This is a genomic window from Saccharothrix coeruleofusca (assembly GCF_017876325.1).
Classification (GTDB): Bacteria; Actinomycetota; Actinomycetes; order Mycobacteriales; family Pseudonocardiaceae; genus Actinosynnema; species Actinosynnema coeruleofuscum.
Genome location: NZ_JAGINV010000001.1, coordinates 5662546 through 5680181, shown reverse-complemented (window position 1 = coordinate 5680181; position 17636 = coordinate 5662546). Strand labels below are relative to the sequence as shown.

General features: G+C 73.6%; 14 protein-coding genes and 1 pseudogene. 11 read left to right on the top strand and 4 right to left on the bottom strand.

All coding sequences use genetic code 11. From position 1 onward, the window contains the following. Nucleotides 1-10 precede the first annotated feature (10 nt). Nucleotides 11-1018, bottom strand: a complete 1008-nt coding sequence (locus JOF41_RS25640; RefSeq protein ID WP_209622588.1) for a Gfo/Idh/MocA family protein — start codon at nt 1016-1018, stop codon at nt 11-13. A gap of 192 nt (nt 1019-1210) precedes the next feature. Here JOF41_RS25640 and JOF41_RS25635 point away from each other — a divergent pair, with 192 nt between their 5' ends. Then, entirely contained in the window at nt 1211-2500 is a 1290-nt protein-coding gene (locus JOF41_RS25635; RefSeq protein WP_189227344.1) for a bifunctional o-acetylhomoserine/o-acetylserine sulfhydrylase, read from the top strand. Between the two features lie 17 nt (nt 2501-2517). Next, a complete protein-coding gene (gene metX / locus JOF41_RS25630) occupies nt 2518-3621 on the top strand; it encodes a homoserine O-acetyltransferase MetX (protein ID WP_209622585.1) in 1104 nt (367 codons plus the stop codon). Nucleotides 3622-3628: 7 nt separating this feature from the next. Here metX and JOF41_RS25625 read toward each other — a convergent pair whose 3' ends face one another. Next, entirely contained in the window at nt 3629-4129 is a 501-nt protein-coding gene (locus JOF41_RS25625) for a hypothetical protein (protein WP_189227342.1), read from the bottom strand. 166 nt (nt 4130-4295) lie between these two features. Here JOF41_RS25625 and JOF41_RS25620 point away from each other — a divergent pair, with 166 nt between their 5' ends. The 4 genes and pseudogenes from JOF41_RS25620 to JOF41_RS38680 all read left to right on the top strand — a co-directional run. Next, nucleotides 4296-5423, top strand: coding sequence for a sensor histidine kinase (locus tag JOF41_RS25620; protein WP_189227341.1), 1128 nt, complete (start codon nt 4296-4298; stop codon nt 5421-5423). Next, nucleotides 5420-6067, top strand: a complete 648-nt coding sequence (locus JOF41_RS25615; protein ID WP_209622582.1) for a response regulator transcription factor — start codon at nt 5420-5422, stop codon at nt 6065-6067. The genes JOF41_RS25620 and JOF41_RS25615 overlap by 4 nt, the downstream gene beginning before the upstream one ends. A 656-nt stretch (nt 6068-6723) precedes the next feature. Further along, nucleotides 6724-7413, top strand: a complete 690-nt coding sequence (locus tag JOF41_RS25610) for an alpha/beta hydrolase (protein WP_209622579.1) — start codon at nt 6724-6726, stop codon at nt 7411-7413. Continuing rightward, nucleotides 7410-8246, top strand: a pseudogene (locus JOF41_RS38680) (acyltransferase family protein); the annotation flags it as partial. The gene JOF41_RS25610 and the pseudogene JOF41_RS38680, both read left to right, overlap by 4 nt. Nucleotides 8247-8261: 15 nt before the next feature. Here JOF41_RS38680 and JOF41_RS25605 read toward each other — a convergent pair. Beyond that, the gene (locus tag JOF41_RS25605; protein WP_209622576.1) at nt 8262-10448 is read right to left on the bottom strand and encodes a phospholipase A2; all 2187 of its coding nucleotides are present in this window, start codon (nt 10446-10448) and stop codon (nt 8262-8264) included. Nucleotides 10449-10511: 63 nt separating this feature from the next. After that, on the bottom strand, nt 10512-11114 hold the full coding sequence (locus JOF41_RS25600) for an SACE_7040 family transcriptional regulator (RefSeq protein WP_189227337.1): 603 nt from the start codon (nt 11112-11114) through the stop codon (nt 10512-10514). A gap of 204 nt (nt 11115-11318) precedes the next feature. Here JOF41_RS25600 and JOF41_RS25595 point away from each other — a divergent pair, with 204 nt between their 5' ends. The 5 genes from JOF41_RS25595 (at nt 11319) to JOF41_RS25575 (ending at nt 17553) form a co-directional block, all read left to right on the top strand. Then, nucleotides 11319-12107: an SGNH/GDSL hydrolase family protein gene (locus JOF41_RS25595; protein WP_209622573.1), complete on the top strand. Its 789-nt coding sequence runs from the start codon at nt 11319-11321 to the stop codon at nt 12105-12107. A 128-nt stretch (nt 12108-12235) separates the two neighbouring features. Next, nucleotides 12236-13840: a carboxyl transferase domain-containing protein gene (locus JOF41_RS25590; RefSeq protein WP_189227335.1), complete on the top strand. Its 1605-nt coding sequence runs from the start codon at nt 12236-12238 to the stop codon at nt 13838-13840. A gap of 5 nt (nt 13841-13845) precedes the next feature. Continuing rightward, complete coding sequence (locus JOF41_RS25585) at nt 13846-15765, top strand: acetyl/propionyl/methylcrotonyl-CoA carboxylase subunit alpha (RefSeq protein ID WP_276515715.1); 1920 nt, start codon at nt 13846-13848, stop codon at nt 15763-15765. 3 nt (nt 15766-15768) lie between these two features. Continuing rightward, nucleotides 15769-16920 carry an acyl-CoA dehydrogenase family protein gene (locus JOF41_RS25580; protein ID WP_209622568.1) on the top strand — a complete coding sequence of 384 codons (1152 nt, stop codon included), beginning with the start codon at nt 15769-15771 and terminating at the stop codon, nt 16918-16920. A 123-nt stretch (nt 16921-17043) separates the two neighbouring features. Then, on the top strand, nt 17044-17553 hold the full coding sequence (locus JOF41_RS25575) for a hypothetical protein (protein WP_209622566.1): 510 nt from the start codon (nt 17044-17046) through the stop codon (nt 17551-17553). Nucleotides 17554-17636 lie beyond the last annotated feature (83 nt).

Here is a 17636-nt window from a genome sequence, read left to right as displayed (position 1 = left end):
GGTCCTGCGGTCAGAGGGAGATGGTGCGGGCGGTGCGCGCGGATTCGAAGGCGGCTTCCAGGACCTCCAGGCCCGTCACCGCGTCGGCGACCGGGACGGGGCTGCGGCCCTGCGCCACGGCGGCGTAGAAGTCCTGGTAGGCACCGGGGTCCAAGGGGACGGGGGTACCGCCGAGGGAGGCGGGGGACGCCGCCTCGCCCCAGCCGGGGCCGCCCGGCGTGGCACCCGCCTTCAGCGCGTCCTCCTGCGGGTCCATGCCGTGCGAGACGAACGCCGCCCGGTCGCCGAGCACGCGGAAGCGCGGGCCGAGGTCGTTGGCCAGCGCCGAGGCCCACAGGTGCGACACCGCGCCGCCCTCGTGGGTCAGCGCCAGGAAGGCGTCGTCGTCCGCCCGCGCGCCCGACCGCAGCACCCGCACCTCCGCGTACACCGACCGCGGCCTGCCGAACAGCGCGATGGCCTGGTCCACCAGGTGCGTGCCCAGGTCGAACACGATGCTGCCCAGGTCGGCGGGGTCGCCGGACTCCTTCCACGAGTCCTTCACCTCCGGCCGCCACCGCTCGAACCGCGACTCGAACCGGTGCACCCGGCCCAGCGCGCCCTCCGCGACCAGCCGCCGGACCGTGCGGAAGTCACCGTCCCAGCGCCGGTTGTGGAACGGCGCCAGCAGCAGCCCGCGCCCGGCGGCCAGCTCCGCCAGCGCCCGCGCCTGGGCGGCGGACCCGGCGAACGGCTTGTCCACCACCGCGTTGAGCCCGTGCTCCAGCGCGGCGCGCGCGTGCTCGGCGTGGAACCGGTTCGGCGTGGTCACCACCACCAGGTCGAACTCGTCCGCCCGCCGCCACACCTCGTCCACCGAGGCGATCACCTCGGCGTCGGGGTAGCGCGAGCGCACCTCCGCCTGCCGCTCGGGGTTGCCGGTGACCACGGCGGACAGCCGCAGGCCCTCGGTGGCGGCCAGGAACGGGGCGTGGAACGCGGCTCCGCCGAGCCCGTAGCCGATCAGTGCGGTGCGCATGCCGGCCACCCTAGGCGTCCCACGTCGTGGACGCCCTGTCGCACGTGGTGGCGCGCGGCTACGTTCAGCCCCATGAACCGCCTGGTGGCACCTCGGCACGCGCGGCGCGTGCGCGTCGCCGGCATGGCCTGTCGCCTGAGCTGAACCGCCCCCCTCGACCCGGCGTGCCGGAAAACCCTCAGGAGCACAACCATGTCCTGGTCCTTCGAAACACAGCAGATCCACGCGGGAGCGTCGCCCGACCCGGCGACCGGCGCGCGCGCCACCCCGATCTACCAGACCACCTCGTTCGTCTTCCGCGACACCGCGCACGGCGCCGCGCTGTTCAGCCTCGCCGAGCCGGGCAACATCTACACCCGCATCAACAACCCCACCCAGGACGTGCTCGAACAGCGGATCGCCGCGCTGGAGGGCGGCGTCGCCGCGGTGGCGTTCGCCTCCGGCCAGGCCGCCGCCACCGCCACCATCCTCAACCTCGCCCGCGCGGGGGACCACTTCGTCACCAGCGCCTCGCTCTACGGCGGCACCTACAACCTGTTCCACTACACGCTGCCCAAGCTGGGCATCGAGGTGTCCTTCGTGGACGACCCCGACGACCTGGACGCCTGGCGGGCCGCGGTGCGGCCCAACACCAAGCTGTTCTTCGCCGAGTCGCTGGCCAACCCGCGCAGCAACGTGCTGGACGTGGCCGCGGTGGCGGAGCTGGCCCACGAGGTCGGCGTGCCGCTGGTGGTCGACAACACCGTGCCCACGCCGTACCTGCTGCGGCCCCTGGAGCACGGCGCGGACATCGTGGTGCACTCGGCGACGAAGTACCTCGGCGGGCACGGCACCGCCATCGCGGGCGTGGTGGTCGACGGCGGCAAGTTCGACTTCGGCGACGCCGAGCGGTTCCCGGACTTCAACGAGCCCGACCCCAGCTACCACGGCCTGCGCTACTGGCCCGCCCTCGGGCACGGGGCGTTCGCGGCGAAGCTGCGGGTGCAGGGCCTGCGCGACACCGGCGCGGCGATCGCCCCGCTGACCAGCTTCCTGGTGCTGCAGGGCATCGAGACGCTGTCGCTGCGGCTGGAGCGGCACGTGGCCAACGCGCAGGCGCTGGCCGAGTGGCTGGAGCAGCGCGACGAGGTGGCGAAGGTGCACTACGCGGGGCTGCCGTCGAGCCGGTGGCACGAGCTGGCGCGCAAGTACCTGCCCAAGGGGGCGGGCGCGATCGTGTCCTTCGAGCTGCACGGCGGGGTGGAGGCGGGCCGCGCGTTCGTCGACGGGCTGGAGCTGTTCAGCCAGCTGGCCAACATCGGCGACGTGCGCAGCCTGGTGGTGCACCCGGCCAGCACCACGCACAGCCAGCTCACCGCCGAGGAGCAGCTGGTCGCGGGCGTCACGCCGGGCCTGGTGCGGCTGTCGGTGGGCGTGGAGGGCCTGGAGGACCTCAAGGCCGACCTGGAGTCGGGCTTCCGGGCCGCCAAAGCCGCCCTGTGACCGCTTCCGGGACCTCTTTGGGGACCACTGCTGGGACCACTGCTGGGACCACTGCTGGGACCACTCCGGGGAAGACCCCTCCCGCCGGCGGCGGCTGGCGGGAGGGGGACCCGGAGGGGCGTCGGCGGTGGTTGCGCGGCGCCCTGCCGGGGCTGCCCCTGCGCATCGCCTACGAGACGTGGGGGACGCTGAACGCGGACCGCTCCAACGCGGTACTGGTGGAGCACGCGCTCACCGGCGACAGCCACGTCGCGGGCCCGGCCGAGCCGGGGCACCCGACGCCGGGCTGGTGGGACGCGCTGGTCGGGCCGGGCAAGGCGCTGGACACCGACCGCTGGTTCGTGGTCGCGCCGAACGTGCTGGGCGGCTGCCAGGGCACCACCGGCCCGTGGGAGACCGCGCCCGACGGCCTGCCGTGGGGCGCGCGGTTCCCGCGCGTGTCCGTGCGCGACCAGGTGGCCGCCGAGGCGCTGCTGGCCGACGCGCTGGGCATCCGGGAGTGGGCCGCGGTGGTCGGCGGGTCGATGGGCGGGATGCGGGCGCTGGAGTGGGCGGTGACCTGGCCCGACCGGGTGCGCTCGCTGATGGTGCTGGCCGCGCCCGCGGCCTGCTCCGCCGACCAGATCGCGCTGGGCTGCGCCCAGCTGCACGCGCTGCGGCTGGACCCGGTGGCGGGCATGGGGCTGGCCCGGCGCATCGCGCACCTGAGCTACCGGACCGGGGCCGAGCTGGAGGCCCGGTTCGGCCGCCGGGTGCAGGACGACGGCCGCTACGCCGTCGAGTCCTACCTCGACCACCAGGCCGACAAGCTGCTGCGCCGGTTCGACCCGGAGAGCTACGCGGTGCTCACCGAGGCGATGAACGGCCACGACGTCGGGCGCGGCCGGGGCGGGGTGCGCGCGGCGCTGGCGAGGGTCACCGCGCGCACCGTCATCGCCGGGATCGACTCCGACCGGCTCTTCCCGCTGGCCCAGCAGGAGGAGCTGGCCGAGGGCATCGCGGGCGCGGACGGCGTGCGCGTCGTGGCCTCGCCCTACGGCCACGACGCCTTCCTGCTGGAGGTGGAGCAGGTCGCCGCGCTGCTGCGGGAACTGCTGCTGGAGGTCGGCAGCCCGAGGTGACGGGCCCTCACTCGTCCAGCGCCACCGCGATCCACGGGGTCACCGGCAGGGCCCGCGCCTGGCACTCCAGGGCCAGCTTCACCGTCCAGCGCAGCGCTTGGAGCACCACCGTGGCCAGCTCCTGGGGAGCGCCGTTGGCCAGCGCGATCTCGATCTGCTCGGCGGCGGCCTCCTGGTCGCCGTGCACCTCCGCGAGCAGGGTGCGGATCGCGGTGCGCACCGGCGGGTCCGCGTCGTCGATCGGCACCTCCTGGCCGTCCTCGTCGAAGACCTGCATCTTCACCGGGGTCGCGCCACCGGAGCCCAGCGCGGCGACCATGCCGCTGCACTCGGAGAACAGCAGCAGCACCAGCTCCCGGATCTCCTCGTCCCCCTCCGGGGAACCGCTGAGGTAGCCGGTCACGAGGTCGACCGCGACAGCGTCCTCCCCGACCTTGGTGGCGGCCAGGGCCTCACCGGCCACGGCGTGCAGCCGTGCCCAGCGATCCGGATCTTGCTGCGGGTGCATTCAGCCATCTTCCATCAGGGGGCACGGGAGCACAGTTCTGCAGTACTGCCTACCCCGTGGGCTTCGGGTGCCGCAACGGGTTGTCCTCCGGGGCACCGGAGTGCTACCCGGGTATGACGCACCGCGGACCCATGTGCGCGGCGGCGCCCCCGCCTAGCATCTGGACGTGATCCGCGCCCTGCTCCAAGTCGTGCTGCTGCCCGACCGCACGCGGGTGCTGGTCGACACCCGCTTCCGCCGCCTGTGGCAGGCGCTGGTGCTGGTGTACGCGCTGGTCGTGTCCATCCTGGTCAGCGTCGACTACGTCGAGTACAACGAGCCCGACGGCTGGTGGCCGCTGCTGTTCGGCGTGGTCGCGGGCAGCTTCGCGCTGATGGTGCTGCGCTCGCCGCTGCTGGCCTGGCGGCTGTCGCTGCCGGGACTGGTGGTCACCAGGGTGCTGCTGACCTCCGAACCGGCCATCCTCGGGCCGTGGCAGTGGTGCTGGTACCTGCCGGTGCTGGCGTCCGTGGGGCTGGTGTACTCCGGTCGTGTGGTGCTCGTGGTGGGGGTGCTCACCGGCGGTGTGCTGTACCTGGTCGGGGCCATGGGCGACCCCGGCTACTTCCCGTCCACCGCGGTCCTGCTGCTGGTGGTGCTCCTGCTCGCCTACGCCTTCGGCTCGCGCGGCCGGGCCGAGCAGCGCTACCAGGCCGAACGCGACGAGCGGGCGGCGCTGGTGGAGCGCGCCCGGATCGCGCGGGAGATGCACGACGTGGTCGCGCACCACATGTCGCTGGTCGTGGTGCGCTGCGAGACCGCGCCTTACCGGATCACCGGGTTGCCGGAGGACGGCCTGAAAGAATTCGCTGAACTGGGTGAGGCCGCCCGTGCCGCGATCACCGACATGCAGCGGCTGCTCGGCGTGCTGCGGGCCACCGACCAGCGGCCGGACCGCGCCCCGCAGCCGGGCCTGGCCGACGTCGCGGAACTGGCCCCGCAGGCGCAGGTGGCGCGGGTGGAGGTGCCCGAGGCGGTCGGGCTGACCGCGTACCGGGTGGTGCAGGAGGCGCTGACCAACGCCGCCCGGCACGCGCCGGGATCGGAGGTGTCGGTGCGGGTGGACGACGTGGGCGGCGCGCTGGAGGTCGTCGTGCGCAACACGGCGGGCGGGCCCTCGCGCGGCGGGGGCGGCGGGCACGGGCTGGCGGGGATGCGCGAGCGGGTGGGGGTGCACGGCGGCTCGGTGTCCGCCGGGCCCACCGACGACGGGGGGTTCGAGGTGCGGGCGAGGATTCCGGTGGGGGAGCGGTGATCAGGGTTCTGGTGGTGGACGACCAGGAGATGGTGCGGGAGGGGTTCTCCGCGCTGCTGGACGCCCAGGAGGACATCACCGTGGTCGGCGCGGCCGGCGACGGCGCGGCGGCCGTGCGGCAGGTGCGCGGGCTGCGCCCGGACGTGGTGCTGATGGACGTGCGGATGCCCGAGGTGGACGGCCTGACCGCCACCCGGATGCTGGCCGACGACCCGGTCAAGGTGCTCGTGCTGACCACGTTCGACCTCGACGACTACGTGTACGAGGCGCTGCGCGCCGGGGCCAGCGGGTTCCTGCTCAAGCACGCGCCCGCCAGCGAGCTGCTGGCCGCGGTGCGCGTGGTGGCGCGCGGGGAAGCGCTGCTGGCGCCCTCGGTGACCAAGCGGCTGATCGAGGACTTCGTCAAGGCCCGGCCTGCGCGGGCGGTCCGGCCCGCGGCGCTGTCGGCGCTGACCGACCGGGAGACCGAGGTGCTGGTGCTGGTGGCGCGGGGGCTGTCCAACGCCGAGATCGCCGCGCACCTGTTCCTGGCCGAGCAGACGGTCAAGACGCACGTGAGCCGGGTGCTGATGAAGCTGGGCCTGCGCGACCGCGCCCAGGCCGTGATCGCCGCCTACGAATCCGGCCTGGTCGTCCCCGGCTGACCCCGCCCGCGCGAGTCGAACGCTCAGGTACCGCGAGTCGAACGCTCGGGTACCGCGAGTCGAACGCTCGGGTACCGCGAGTCGAACGCTCGGGTACCGCGAGTCGAACGCTCGGGTACCGCGAGTTCGTCGTTGGGGTTGGGTTATCCAGCAAAGAGGGCGCTCGCCGCGCGGCAGGTCGCCAAGGATGGCGGGTCGCGCCGTCCCCGTATGACCTGCCGAAGGCAACCACGCGCGTCAAGGGGCCCAGGCTTTTGCGCGGGGTTGGTGGTGCGTTCAGGGCCCCTTGACACGCGTGGTCGGGACGAGCCCAGGTCATACGGGGACGGCGCTCGCGGGGCCCCGCTGCGCGCGCTTCGCGCGCGCCCCCTGGTGCGCGGGCAAGTACTACCCGGCGGGGTTGGGAGGGCCGGTAACTACTACCCGAGGGGCACGGAAGCGCCGGTCAGGGCGTGAAAGTGCGGGTTGGGGTGCGCGAATGTTGAGTTCGTGGTGTCTGAGCGTTCGACTCGCGGGGGCGACACGCCCAACGCGCCCATAGGCGGGTGACGCTGGAAGCGGGCGGGTTGCTGGATATTCGGCCCGCGAGGGAGGACTGGGGTAGGGGGACCGCGGGGTGACGATCGGCGCGGAGTCACCTTCCTAGCGTCGCCGCCATGGTGAAGCGGGTGGTGGCGGTGGCCGCGCTGCTGGTGGCGGTGACGCCGGGGGGCGACCCGGAACCGGTGGAGCGCGTCGCGGTGCACGGGGATCTGAAGCACGCGCGGCATGTCGCGGTGGTGGTACCGGGGTCCGATGTGGACGAACGCCGGTTCGACGCGACGGTCGGCGAGATGGCTCGCGCGGTGCACGCGCAGGCCGGGCAGGACGATCTCGCGGTGGTCGCGTGGCTGGGGTACCGGACGCCCAGCGGGGTGGGGGTGGACGCGGCGTCGGGCAGGTTGGCGCGGGCCGGGGCGCGGTCGCTGGCCCGGTTCGTCCGCGACCTGCCCGGCGAGGTGCACCTGCTGTGCCACAGCTACGGCTCGGTGGTCTGCGGGCTGGCCGCGCGCGGGCTCGACGTGGCCGACATCGCGTTCACCGGCAGTCCCGGCGTGCGCGCGGGGTCGGTGGCCGAACTGGGCACCACGGCGCGGGTGTGGGCGGCGCGGGGTGAGGACGACTGGACCCGGTGGGTGCCCGACGTGCGCTTCGGCGACCTGGGGCACGGCCGCGACCCGGTCGACCCGGCGTTCGGGGCGCGGGTGTTCGACACCGGCACCGCGCGCGGGCACGACGAGTACTACCGGCCGGGAACGGCGTCGCTGCGCGCCCTGGCCCGCATCGCCGTGGGGGAGCGGCCGTGAAGCGCGATCCGTTCATCGACGCCGTGCGCGCCATCGCCGTCGTCGGGGTGGTGCTGGGGCACTGGCTGGTGACCGCGCCGGTGCTCACCGGCGGCGGCATCGCGGTGGACAGCCCGCTGCGCTGGATGCCGGGGCTGGCTCCGGTCAGCTGGCTGTTCCAGACGCTGGGCCTGTTCTTCTTCACCGGCGGGTTCGCGGCGGCCCGTGCGGGCCGGTTCGCGCCGCGGCGGCTGGTCCGGCCGGTGGCGCTGCTGCTCGGCGCGTGGGCGGTGGTGCTGCTCGGGCTCTCCGCCAGGGGGCTGCCGCAGCAGACCGTGCTGACCGTGGCCACCCTGGTCGTGTCACCGCTGTGGTTCCTGGGCGTCTACGTGGTGCTCCGGGTGTGCACGCCGCTGTTCGAGCGGTTGGGGTGGTGGGGTGTGCCGCTGCCGGTCGCGCTGGTGGCGCTGGACGTCGGCTGGCTCAACGTGGCGGCGGTGTGGTGGGCGCCGTGGCAGCTCGGCGTGGTCGCGGCGCGGCACGGCTACCGGCGGGCGTGGGGCGCGGTGCTGCTCGTGCTCGGCGCGGTGGCGTTCGCGCTGCTGCTGAGCGCGGGCTACCCGGTCAGCGCGGTCGGCGTGCCGGGGGCGGCCGAGTCGAACCTGTTCCCGCCGTCCCCGGCCGCGCTGGCGCTGGCGCTGGCCCAGATCGGCCTGGTCGTGCTGGTCCGGCCGGGGTTCCGGGCCCGCTGGGTCAACGACCGCGCGCTGCCGATCTTCCTGCTGCACCAGAGCGCCCTGCTGGTCGTCGTGCTGGCGGGCGCGGCGGTCGGCCCGCTGCCCGGCCTGCACACCCCGCCCGACGACCCGCTATGGGTGCTGCAGCGCCTCGCCTGGCTGCCCGTGCTCGGCGGCGTGGCCCTCGCCCTGGTTGGGTATCGCCGCCAGCAGCGCCAGGCCGATGGTGGCGCCGTGCAGCGCGATCATCGCGGCGGTCGGCTCGACCACCAGCAGCGGCGGCACGCAGGCCAGCGCGGTCAGCAGCCAGGCGCGGCGGCCGTGGCAGGTGCCCGCCCTGGCGGCGTGCAGCAGGTACCAGCCCAGCAGCAGGTGGATGAGGTTCTGCAGCGGGTCGACCTTGAACACCACCAGGGTGCCCGCGTCGCCGGGGAACCCGGTGACCACGAACCCGAGCACGCCGAGGGCGCCGTAGCCGACGCCGAGGGTGGCGGCCAGCCGGGTGCGGTGGGTCTCCCTGGTGCGGCAGGGGAACAGCCGGGTGTCCCGCTCGAACCGGTGGAACGCCAGCAGTAGCGGCAGGAGCAGCAGCACCAGCAGGACCAGCCAGCGCGGCTTGGCCACCAGGTCGAACCCGGTCCAGTCCAGCCGCGCCCAGTCGAACGAGGTGGGCGCGTCCAGCAGGCCCAGCGCGCCGACCACCGCGGCCAGCGCGGTCAGGTAGCCGAGGTAGACCGTCATGGGGGCGGTGCGGGCGAAGTCGACCACGCGCCACGGGCGGGCGCCCGCCAGCCACGCCGTCGCCCGGTCGCGCGCCAGCACCGCCAGGCAGATCTGCGCCAGACCGAGCACCAGCAGGCACACCGTGGGCGGGCTGAGGTTGGACGCCCGCTCGCCGGGCAGCGCCATCATGGCGCGCGGGTAGCCGCCGAGCACGATCAGCGCCAGCAGGGCGGGGACGGCGGCCAGCGCCAGCCCGCCGAACACCCGCCGCCGCACCCGCAGCAGGCTGCCGTCGGCGTAGGCGAACCCGAGCTGTTGCAGCAGCAGCGCCCCCAGGACCAGGTTGAGGTAGCCGCCGGTGCGCCACTGCAGGCCGAGCCGGCAGGCGTCCACGGCGATCATCACCGCGCCCAGCGCCAGCGGGGTGACCAGCCGGGCGTTGCGGTGCAGCCAGGCCATCGCGGGTGTCGCGGCCACCGCGACCAGGTACACGCCCAGGAACCACAGCGGGTGGGCGATGAGCCTGCCGAAGGTCTCCACCCGCTCCTGGGGCACGTCCAGCAGCTCCAGCGGCAGCGGCAGCACCAGCCACGCCAGCACGAACGCCAGCACCGGCCGCAGCAACCAGGGCACGCGGCTGGTCAGGTACCGGCCGTAGCCGCCGCGGTCGGCCCGCACCGCCTGCCACGCCAGCAGGTTGGCGTGGCCGCCCGCGAAGAAGAACAGGGGGATGGCCTGGAGCACCCAGGTCAGCAGCCACAGCCAGGTCGCGCTCACGCCCGCCCAGTGCAGCACGGTCAGCAGCGACTGGCCCGCCACCACCAGCCCCAGGCCCGCCAGCCGCAGGAAGGTGGCGTACCGGTCGGCCACGGCGGGGTGCAGGGGTCCGGGGGTGGGCTGTCCAGGGCGCTGCTCGCGCCTGCGCGGCAGCCGGGCCAGCAGCAGGAACACCACCACCGCGCTGCCGAAGCCCCAGGCCAGCACCGGCTCGTGGCCGGGCGGCCCCCAGCGCTGCCGCCAGGAGTTGAAGGCCAGCCCGCCCGCGTACAGCTGGGCCACGGCGTGGCAGCGGGACGGCGAGCCGCGCGGGTTGGCCTCGCACTGGGCGTGCATGTCCAGCGCCAGCCGGGTGTCCAGGGACCGGCGCGCTTGCTGGTCCAGCGGCCTGCCCTTGTGCTCGGCGTAGCGGAGCAGGTCGTAGCCGAGGTCGTGGGCGCGGCAGGCGGCGCCGAAGTCCCACTCGGTGTCGCCCGCCGGTCCGGAGCAGCCGCCGTTCGGGTCGACCGCGCGCAGCGTGCCGTCGGCGGTGCGCACCGCCTCCGGGCGGCGGTGGGTGACGGCGCCGAAGTCGGCCGGGAGGTCCGCGCGCGGGTCGTGGTCGGCGCGGGGGTGGGCCATCGCCTCGACCGCCCTGGCCGCCGCGGCGACGTCGCCGGTCAGCGGCCGGTCGTCGGTGGCGCCCGCCGGGCGGGACGCGATCACCCCGCACACGAACACGGCCACGGTGACCAGCGTGAATCGGGACCAAGCGGGTAAACGGGACAGCAACCGCAGTCCCGGCCACCACGCGATGCTGTTCACCTGCGGTTCGCTCATCGGCGATTCAGGTTACGGATCGGACTCGGCGCTGCCAACCGGTCGGTCCCCCTGTCCCGGTGCTCAGGGGGTGGCCAGTGCCGGGTCGAGCACGCCCGCGGTGGTCAGCGCGGCCAGCGCCATCCGGGACAGCAGCGCGGCCATCTGCTCGCGGTCCAGGTGGGCGCTGTGCGGGGTGGAGTTGATCAGCCCGAACACCGCGTGCGCGGCGGCGCGGGCGGTGGGCTCGTCGGCCCGCGGCACGGTCCGCCGGATGGTCTCCACCCACACCTCGACGTACCGGCGCTGCAACGCGCGCACCCGGCGGCGGTCGGCGTCGGTGAGGTTGGCCAGGTTGCGGATCTGCACGGTGATCAGCGCCGGGTCGTCCAGCGCGAAGTCGACGTGCCAGCGGACCAGCTCGCGCAGCGCGTGCTCGGGGCCGTTGGCGGCCTCCACCCGGCGCAGGCCGCCGTCGAGCAGCCGCTCGCTGATGGCGGTCAGCATCTCCCCGAGCATGGCGTCCTTGCTGCGGAAGTGCCGGTAGAGCGCGGGGCCGGAGATGCCCACCGCGGCGCCGATGTCGTCGATGCCCACCCCGTGGAAGCCGTGCCGCGCGAACAGCTCCGCGGCGGCGCTCAGGATCTGGTCACGGCGGGTTTGCTTCACTCCATCGGTCGATGACACACCGCCATCCTAGAGGTTGCGCCCACCCTGCGTAAACGTGCGTTAACCACACGTTCGGACGCGCCTGCCAGGCTGGACCATTTAGGGGTTTCCGAAATGACTCATTAACTTTTGACCAGCTCTTTTTATGTGGGCATAACTGCTGGTAACAATTGCTGTGCCCCGCATCACACCCTGCGTTGCCCTCTCCCTCCGGAGGCATTGATGCGCTCGTTCAGAATCCTCGCCAGCGCGGCGCTGGCGGCCTTCGCGGCCCTGGTCACCACCGTTCCCGCCGAGGCCGCCGCGGCGAACTACGTCGCACTGGGTGACTCCTACTCCTCCGGTACGGGAACCGGCAGCTACTACAGCGACAGCGGCAGTTGCAAGCGCAGCCCCTACGCCTACCCGGCGCTGTGGGCCGCCGCGCACGCGCCCGCGTCGTTCCAGTTCGTCGCCTGCTCCGGCGCCCGGACCGGCGACGTGCTGGCCAACCAGGTCGGCGCGCTGAGCGCGAGCACCTCGCTGGTCACCATCTCCATCGGCGGCAACGACGCGGGCTTCAGCGACGTCATCACCACCTGCACCCTCAGCTCCGACTCCGCCTGCGTGAGCCGGGTCGAGCAGGCCAAGACCTACGCCACCACGACGCTGCCCGGCCTGCTGGACAACGTCTACGCGCAGATCCGCACCCGCGCCCCGTCCGCCCAGGTCGTGGTGCTGGGCTACCCCCGGCTGTACCAGGTCCCCGGCTCCTGCTCGGTGGGCCTGAGCAACACCAAGCGCTCGGCGATCAACTCCGCCGCCGACACCCTGCACACCGTCATCTCCGGCCGGGCGTCGGCCAAGTCCTTCACCTACCGCGACGTGCGCGGCGCGTTCACCGGGCACGAGATCTGCTCGTCGGACTGGTGGCTGAACAGCCTGAGCTGGCCGGTGGAGGAGTCCTACCACCCCAACCGCAACGGTCAGCGGCTCGGCTACCTGCCGCAGCTGGACGCCGTCGCGAGCTGACGTCCAGCCAGTGGGAGGGCCGGGTCCGGTCGGACCCGGCCCTTCGTTGTGGGCCTTCGTTGTGGACGCGGTGGATCGGCGCGGGCTAGCATCGCCAGTGGTTAACGACTGCTAACAGCGAGGAGTCCATGGACGCCCCCGTCCTGCGCAGCGCCGCCGACAAGTCCTCCGAGGCGTTCCGGCGGCACGCCGAGCAGCACGCCGCCCTGGTGGCCGACCTGCGCGACCGGCTGGCCCGCGCCGCGCTCGGCGGCCCGGAGAAGGCCCGCGCCCGGCACGTGGCGCGCGGCAAGCTGCTGCCCCGCGACCGGGTCGACACGCTGCTGGACCCCGGCTCGCCGTTCCTGGAGCTGTCCCCGCTGGCGGCGGGCGGCCTGTACGGCGACGAGGCGCCCGCCGCGGGCATCATCACCGGCGTCGGGAGGATCTCCGGGCGCGAGTGCGTGGTGGTCGCCAACGACGCGACGGTCAAGGGCGGCACCTACTACCCGATGACGGTCAAGAAGCACCTGCGCGCGCAGGAAGTCGCCCTGCACAACCGCCTGCCGTGCGTCTACCTGGTCGACTCCGGCGGCGCGTTCCTGCCCCGCCAGGACGAGGTCTTCCCCGACCGCGACCACTTCGGCCGGATCTTCTTCAACCAGGCCACCATGTCCGCCCGCGGCATCCCGCAGATCGCCGCCGTGCTCGGCTCGTGCACGGCGGGCGGCGCGTACGTGCCCGCGATGAGCGACGAGGCGGTGATCGTGCGCGACCAGGGCACGATCTTCCTGGGCGGCCCGCCGCTGGTGAAGGCCGCCACCGGCGAGGTGGTCACCGCCGAGGAGCTGGGCGGCGGCGAGCTGCACGCGCGAACCTCCGGCGTCACCGACCACCTGGCCGAGGACGACGCGCACGCGCTGCGCGTCGTGCGGTCGATCGTGAGCACGCTGGGGCCGCGCGCGCCGCGCCCGTGGCAGGTGCTGCCCAGCGTCGAGCCGGCGGTCGACCCGGCCGAGCTGTACGGCGTGGTGCCCACCGACAGCCGCACCCCCTACGACGTGCGCGAGGTGATCGCCCGCATCGTCGACGGCAGCCGGTTCCAGGAGTTCAAGAAGGAGTACGGGGCCACCCTGGTCACCGGCTTCGCGCGCATCCACGGCCACCCGGTGGGGATCGTGGCCAACAACGGCGTGCTGTTCGGCGAGTCCGCGCTCAAGGGCGCGCACTTCGTCCAGCTGTGCGACCAGCGCGGCACACCGCTGGTGTTCCTGCAGAACATCAGCGGCTTCATGGTGGGCCGCGAGTACGAGGCGGGCGGCATCGCCAAGCACGGCGCGAAGATGGTCACCGCGGTGGCCTGCGCGCGGGTGCCCAAGCTGACCGTGGTCATCGGCGGCTCGTTCGGCGCGGGCAACTACTCGATGTGCGGCCGGGCGTACTCGCCCCGGTTCCTGTGGATGTGGCCCAACGCCCGCATCTCGGTGATGGGCGGCGAGCAGGCCGCGTCGGTGCTGGCCACCGTGCGCCGCGACCAGCTCGGCGACGAGTGGCCCGCCGAGGAGGAAGAGGCGTTCAAGGAGCCGATCCGGCGGCAGTACGAGGAGCAGGGCAACCCGTACTACTCCACCGCGCGGCTGTGGGACGACGGGGTGATCGACCCGATGGACACCCGCACGGTGCTCGGGCTGGCGCTGTCGGTCGCCGCCAACGCGCCCCTGGAACCTGTCAGCTACGGCGTTTTCCGGATGTGATGGGGATGTTCGACAGCGTTCTGGTGGCCAACCGAGGCGAGATCGCGGTGCGCGTGATCCGCGCCCTGCGCGCGTTCGGCATCCGGTCGGTGGCGGTCTACAGCGACGCCGACGCCGACGCGCCGCACGTGCGGCTGGCCGACGAGGCGGTGCGGATCGGTCCGGCCGCCGCGCGGGAGAGCTACCTGTCCATCGAGCGGGTCGTCGAGGCGGCCCTGGCCACCGGGGCGCAGGCGGTGCACCCCGGCTACGGCTTCCTGGCGGAGAACGCGGACTTCGCGCGGGCGTGCGACAAGGCCGGGCTGGTGTTCATCGGCCCGCCCGCCGAGGCGATCGAGGCGATGGGCGACAAGATCCGCGCCAAGCTGACCGCGAGCGCGGCGGGCGTGCCGGTGGTGCCGGGGCGCACCGAACCCGGCATGACCGACGACGACCTGGCGGCGGCGGCTGAGGAAATCGGTTTCCCGGTGCTGCTCAAGCCTTCCGCCGGGGGCGGCGGCAAGGGGATGCGGCTGGTGCGCGAGGCCGCCGCGCTGCGCGAGGCGATCGAGTCGGCCCGGCGCGAGGCGCGCGGCTCGTTCGGCGACGACGCGCTGCTGGTCGAGCGGTTCGTCAGCAACCCCAGGCACATCGAGATCCAGGTGCTCGCCGACGCCCACGGCAACGCGGTGCACCTGGGCGAGCGCGAGTGCAGCCTCCAGCGGCGCCACCAGAAGATCATCGAGGAGGCGCCGTCGCCGCTGCTGTCCCCGCAGGCCCGCGAGGCGATGGGGCGGGCCGCCGTGGACGCGGCGAAGTCCGTCGGCTACCGGGGCGCGGGCACCGTCGAGTTCATCGTGGACGGCGAGACCGGCGACTACTTCTTCATGGAGATGAACACCCGCCTCCAGGTCGAGCACCCGGTGACCGAGCTGGTCACCGGCGTGGACCTGGTGGAGTGGCAGCTGCGGGTGGCCGCCGGGCAGCCGCTGGCGTTCTCGTCGGTGGACATCACCGGCCACGCCGTGGAGGCCCGCGTCTACGCCGAGGACCCGGCGCGCGGGTTCCTGCCCACCGGCGGCACGGTGCTGGCGCTGCGCGAGCCCACCGACGTGCGGGTGGACTCGGCGCTGCGGGTCGGGCTGACCGTCGGCAGCGACTACGACCCCATGCTGGCCAAGGTGATCGCGCACGGCGCCACCCGCGAGGAGGCGCTGCGCAGGCTGGACGCCGCGCTCGGGCGCACCGTGCTGCTGGGCGTCACCACGAACATCCCGTTCCTGCGCGCTCTGCTGTCCGATGTGGACGTCCGCGCGGGCGCGCTGGACACCGGCCTGGTGGAGCGCAAGCTGGACGGGCTGGTGGAGCACGGGGTGCCGGACGAGGTGCTGGCGGCGGCGGCGCTGGAGCGGCAGCTCGCCCTGGGCGGCGACGACCCGTGGGACCAGCCCGGCGGCTGGCGGGTCGGCGAGCACGCCTGGGCGCGGTGGCGCGTCGACGGCGTGGACGTGCGCGTGCGCGGCGAGGAGGTCGTCGTGGGCGACGGCGAGCCGATGCGGCTGCGGGCCGCCCTGCGCGACGGCGACCTCGTCGTGGGCACCCGCCGCTACGCGATGGCCCGCGACGGCGACGTGCTGTGGCTCGGCACCGGGGGCCGGTCCTGGGCGCTGGCCGAGACCGAGCGCTGGGACATCGCCAGCCGCGCGCGGGCCGAGGCCGCCGCCGGGCCGGTGACCAGCCCGATGCCCGGCACCGTGCTGCTGGTGCGCGCGGCACGCGGCGAGCCGGTGACCGCGGGCCAGGCGCTGTTCGTGGTCGAGGCCATGAAGATGGAGCACACCGTCACCGCACCCGTGGACGGCGTGCTCGCCGAAGTGAACGTCCGAGCGGGCCAACAGGTCGCGCTGGACCAGACCCTGGCCGTCGTCGTGCCCCACGAGGAGTGAGCGATGTTGGACTTCCGCCTGGACGAGGAGTACGAGGCGCTGCGCAAGACCGTCGAGGAGTTCGCCCGCGAGGAGGTCGCGCCGGTCATCGGCGGCTTCTACGAGCGCGAGGAGTTCCCCCACGACATCGTCGCCAAGATGGGCCGCATGGGCCTGTTCGGGCTGCCGTTCCCGGAGGAGTTCGGCGGCATGGGCGGCGACTACTTCGCGCTGTGCCTGGCGCTGGAGGAGCTGGCGCGGGTCGACTCCTCGGTGGCGATCACCCTGGAGGCGGGCGTCTCGCTGGGCGCGATGCCGCTGTTCCGGTTCGGCTCGGACGAGCAGAAGCGGCAGTGGCTGCCCAAGCTGTGCGCGGGCGAGGCGCTGGGCGCGTTCGGCCTCACCGAGCCCGGCGGCGGCTCGGACGCGGGCGCGCTGCGCACCACCGCCAGGCTCGACGGCGACGAGTGGGTCCTCAACGGCACCAAGGCGTTCATCACCAACTCCGGCACCGACATCACCGCGCTGGTCACCGTCGCCGCGGTGACCGGCCGCAAGGACGACGGGCGGCCGGAGATCTCGGCCGTGCTGGTGCCGTCGGGCACGCCGGGCTTCAGCGTGTCGAAGAAGTACTCCAAGGTCGGCTGGAACGCCTCCGACACCCGCGAGCTGTCGTTCCAGGACTGCCGGGTGCCCGCGGCGAACCTGGTCGGCGAGCGGGGGCGCGGCTACGCGCAGTTCCTGCAGACGCTGGACGAGGGCCGGGTGGCCATCGCCGCGCTGGGGGTCGGCCTGGCGCAGGGCTGCGTGGACGAGTGCGTGAAGTACGCGCGCGAGCGCGAGGCGTTCGGCCACCCGATCGGGCAGTACCAGGCGATCCGGTTCAAGATCGCGGACATGGAGGCGCGGGTGCACACCGCCCGCCTGGCCTACTACCAGGCGGCGTCGAAGATGCTGCGCGGCGAGCCGTTCAAGCGCGAGGCGGCCATCGCCAAGCTGGTGTCCTCGGAGACCGCGGTGGACAACGCCCGCGAGGCCGCCCAGATCTTCGGCGGGTACGGGTTCATGAACGAGTACCCGGTGGGCCGGTTCTACCGCGACGCCAAGATCCTGGAGATCGGCGAGGGCACCAGCGAGGTGCAGCGGATGCTGATCGCCCGCGAACTGGGCCTGTAACGCGGACCATTCCACGTCGCGGCACATCTGTGAAACTACTGTGGATAACTAAACCCCCGAATTAGGTTTGGCGGGGTCAAACTCGTGGTGCTCCACAATCCGCCGCTTGAAAGGGAGCCCCACATGTCCATCCCCACCGCCGCGAGATCCCGCGTCGCCGCCGCGCTCGCGGTTCTCGCGCTCCTGGTCGTCGGCACGGCGCAGATCGCCAGCGCCGGTCCCTCGACCGGGTCGGGCGCGCAGGGCGAGACCCGCGTGCTCGAGCAGCCGCCGCTGAGCGCGGACTCGGCCAAGCACGCCAACGTCACCTCCGGTGAGGTCAGCGCGCAGGCGTTCCGCCAGACGGTGTCCGCCGTGGTGAACTCCAACGGCACCCTCGCCGCTGGTCAGAGCTTCGGCGCCACCGCCGCCAGCCGCATCGGCGTCGGCACCTACGAGGTGTTCTTCAACCAGGTGATCACCGCGGGCACGTACGTGGCGACCATCGGCATCGCGGGCAACGTCGGCGCCTCGACGCCCGGCGAGGTCACCGTGGTGGGCCGGGTCACCGCGAACAACGGTCTGTTCATCCAGACCTACAACTCCGCGGGGACGCTGACCGACCTGGGTTTCCACACCGTCGTGATGTTCTGATCCGCCGCTGGCCGGAGTTATTTCCCGGCGGGGCGGGGCCGCCCACGCGGTCCCGCCCCGCCGGGCCGCGCCGGAAATAGCGG

Excerpts from the sequence above, each read along its gene's own strand:
- JOF41_RS25640 (WP_209622588.1), bottom strand. The coding sequence starts at position 1,018 with ATGCGCACCGCACTGATCGGCTACGGGCTCGGCGGAGCCGCGTTCCAC.
- JOF41_RS25635 (WP_189227344.1), top strand. The coding sequence starts at position 1,211 with ATGTCCTGGTCCTTCGAAACACAGCAGATCCACGCGGGAGCGTCGCCC.
- JOF41_RS25625 (WP_189227342.1), bottom strand. The coding sequence starts at position 4,129 with ATGCACCCGCAGCAAGATCCGGATCGCTGGGCACGGCTGCACGCCGTG.
- JOF41_RS25610 (WP_209622579.1), top strand. The coding sequence starts at position 6,724 with ATGGTGAAGCGGGTGGTGGCGGTGGCCGCGCTGCTGGTGGCGGTGACG.
- JOF41_RS25605 (WP_209622576.1), bottom strand. The coding sequence starts at position 10,448 with ATGAGCGAACCGCAGGTGAACAGCATCGCGTGGTGGCCGGGACTGCGG.
- JOF41_RS25595 (WP_209622573.1), top strand. The coding sequence starts at position 11,319 with ATGCGCTCGTTCAGAATCCTCGCCAGCGCGGCGCTGGCGGCCTTCGCG.
- JOF41_RS25590 (WP_189227335.1), top strand. The coding sequence starts at position 12,236 with ATGGACGCCCCCGTCCTGCGCAGCGCCGCCGACAAGTCCTCCGAGGCG.
- JOF41_RS25585 (WP_276515715.1), top strand. The coding sequence starts at position 13,846 with ATGTTCGACAGCGTTCTGGTGGCCAACCGAGGCGAGATCGCGGTGCGC.
- JOF41_RS25580 (WP_209622568.1), top strand. The coding sequence starts at position 15,769 with ATGTTGGACTTCCGCCTGGACGAGGAGTACGAGGCGCTGCGCAAGACC.
- JOF41_RS25575 (WP_209622566.1), top strand. The coding sequence starts at position 17,044 with ATGTCCATCCCCACCGCCGCGAGATCCCGCGTCGCCGCCGCGCTCGCG.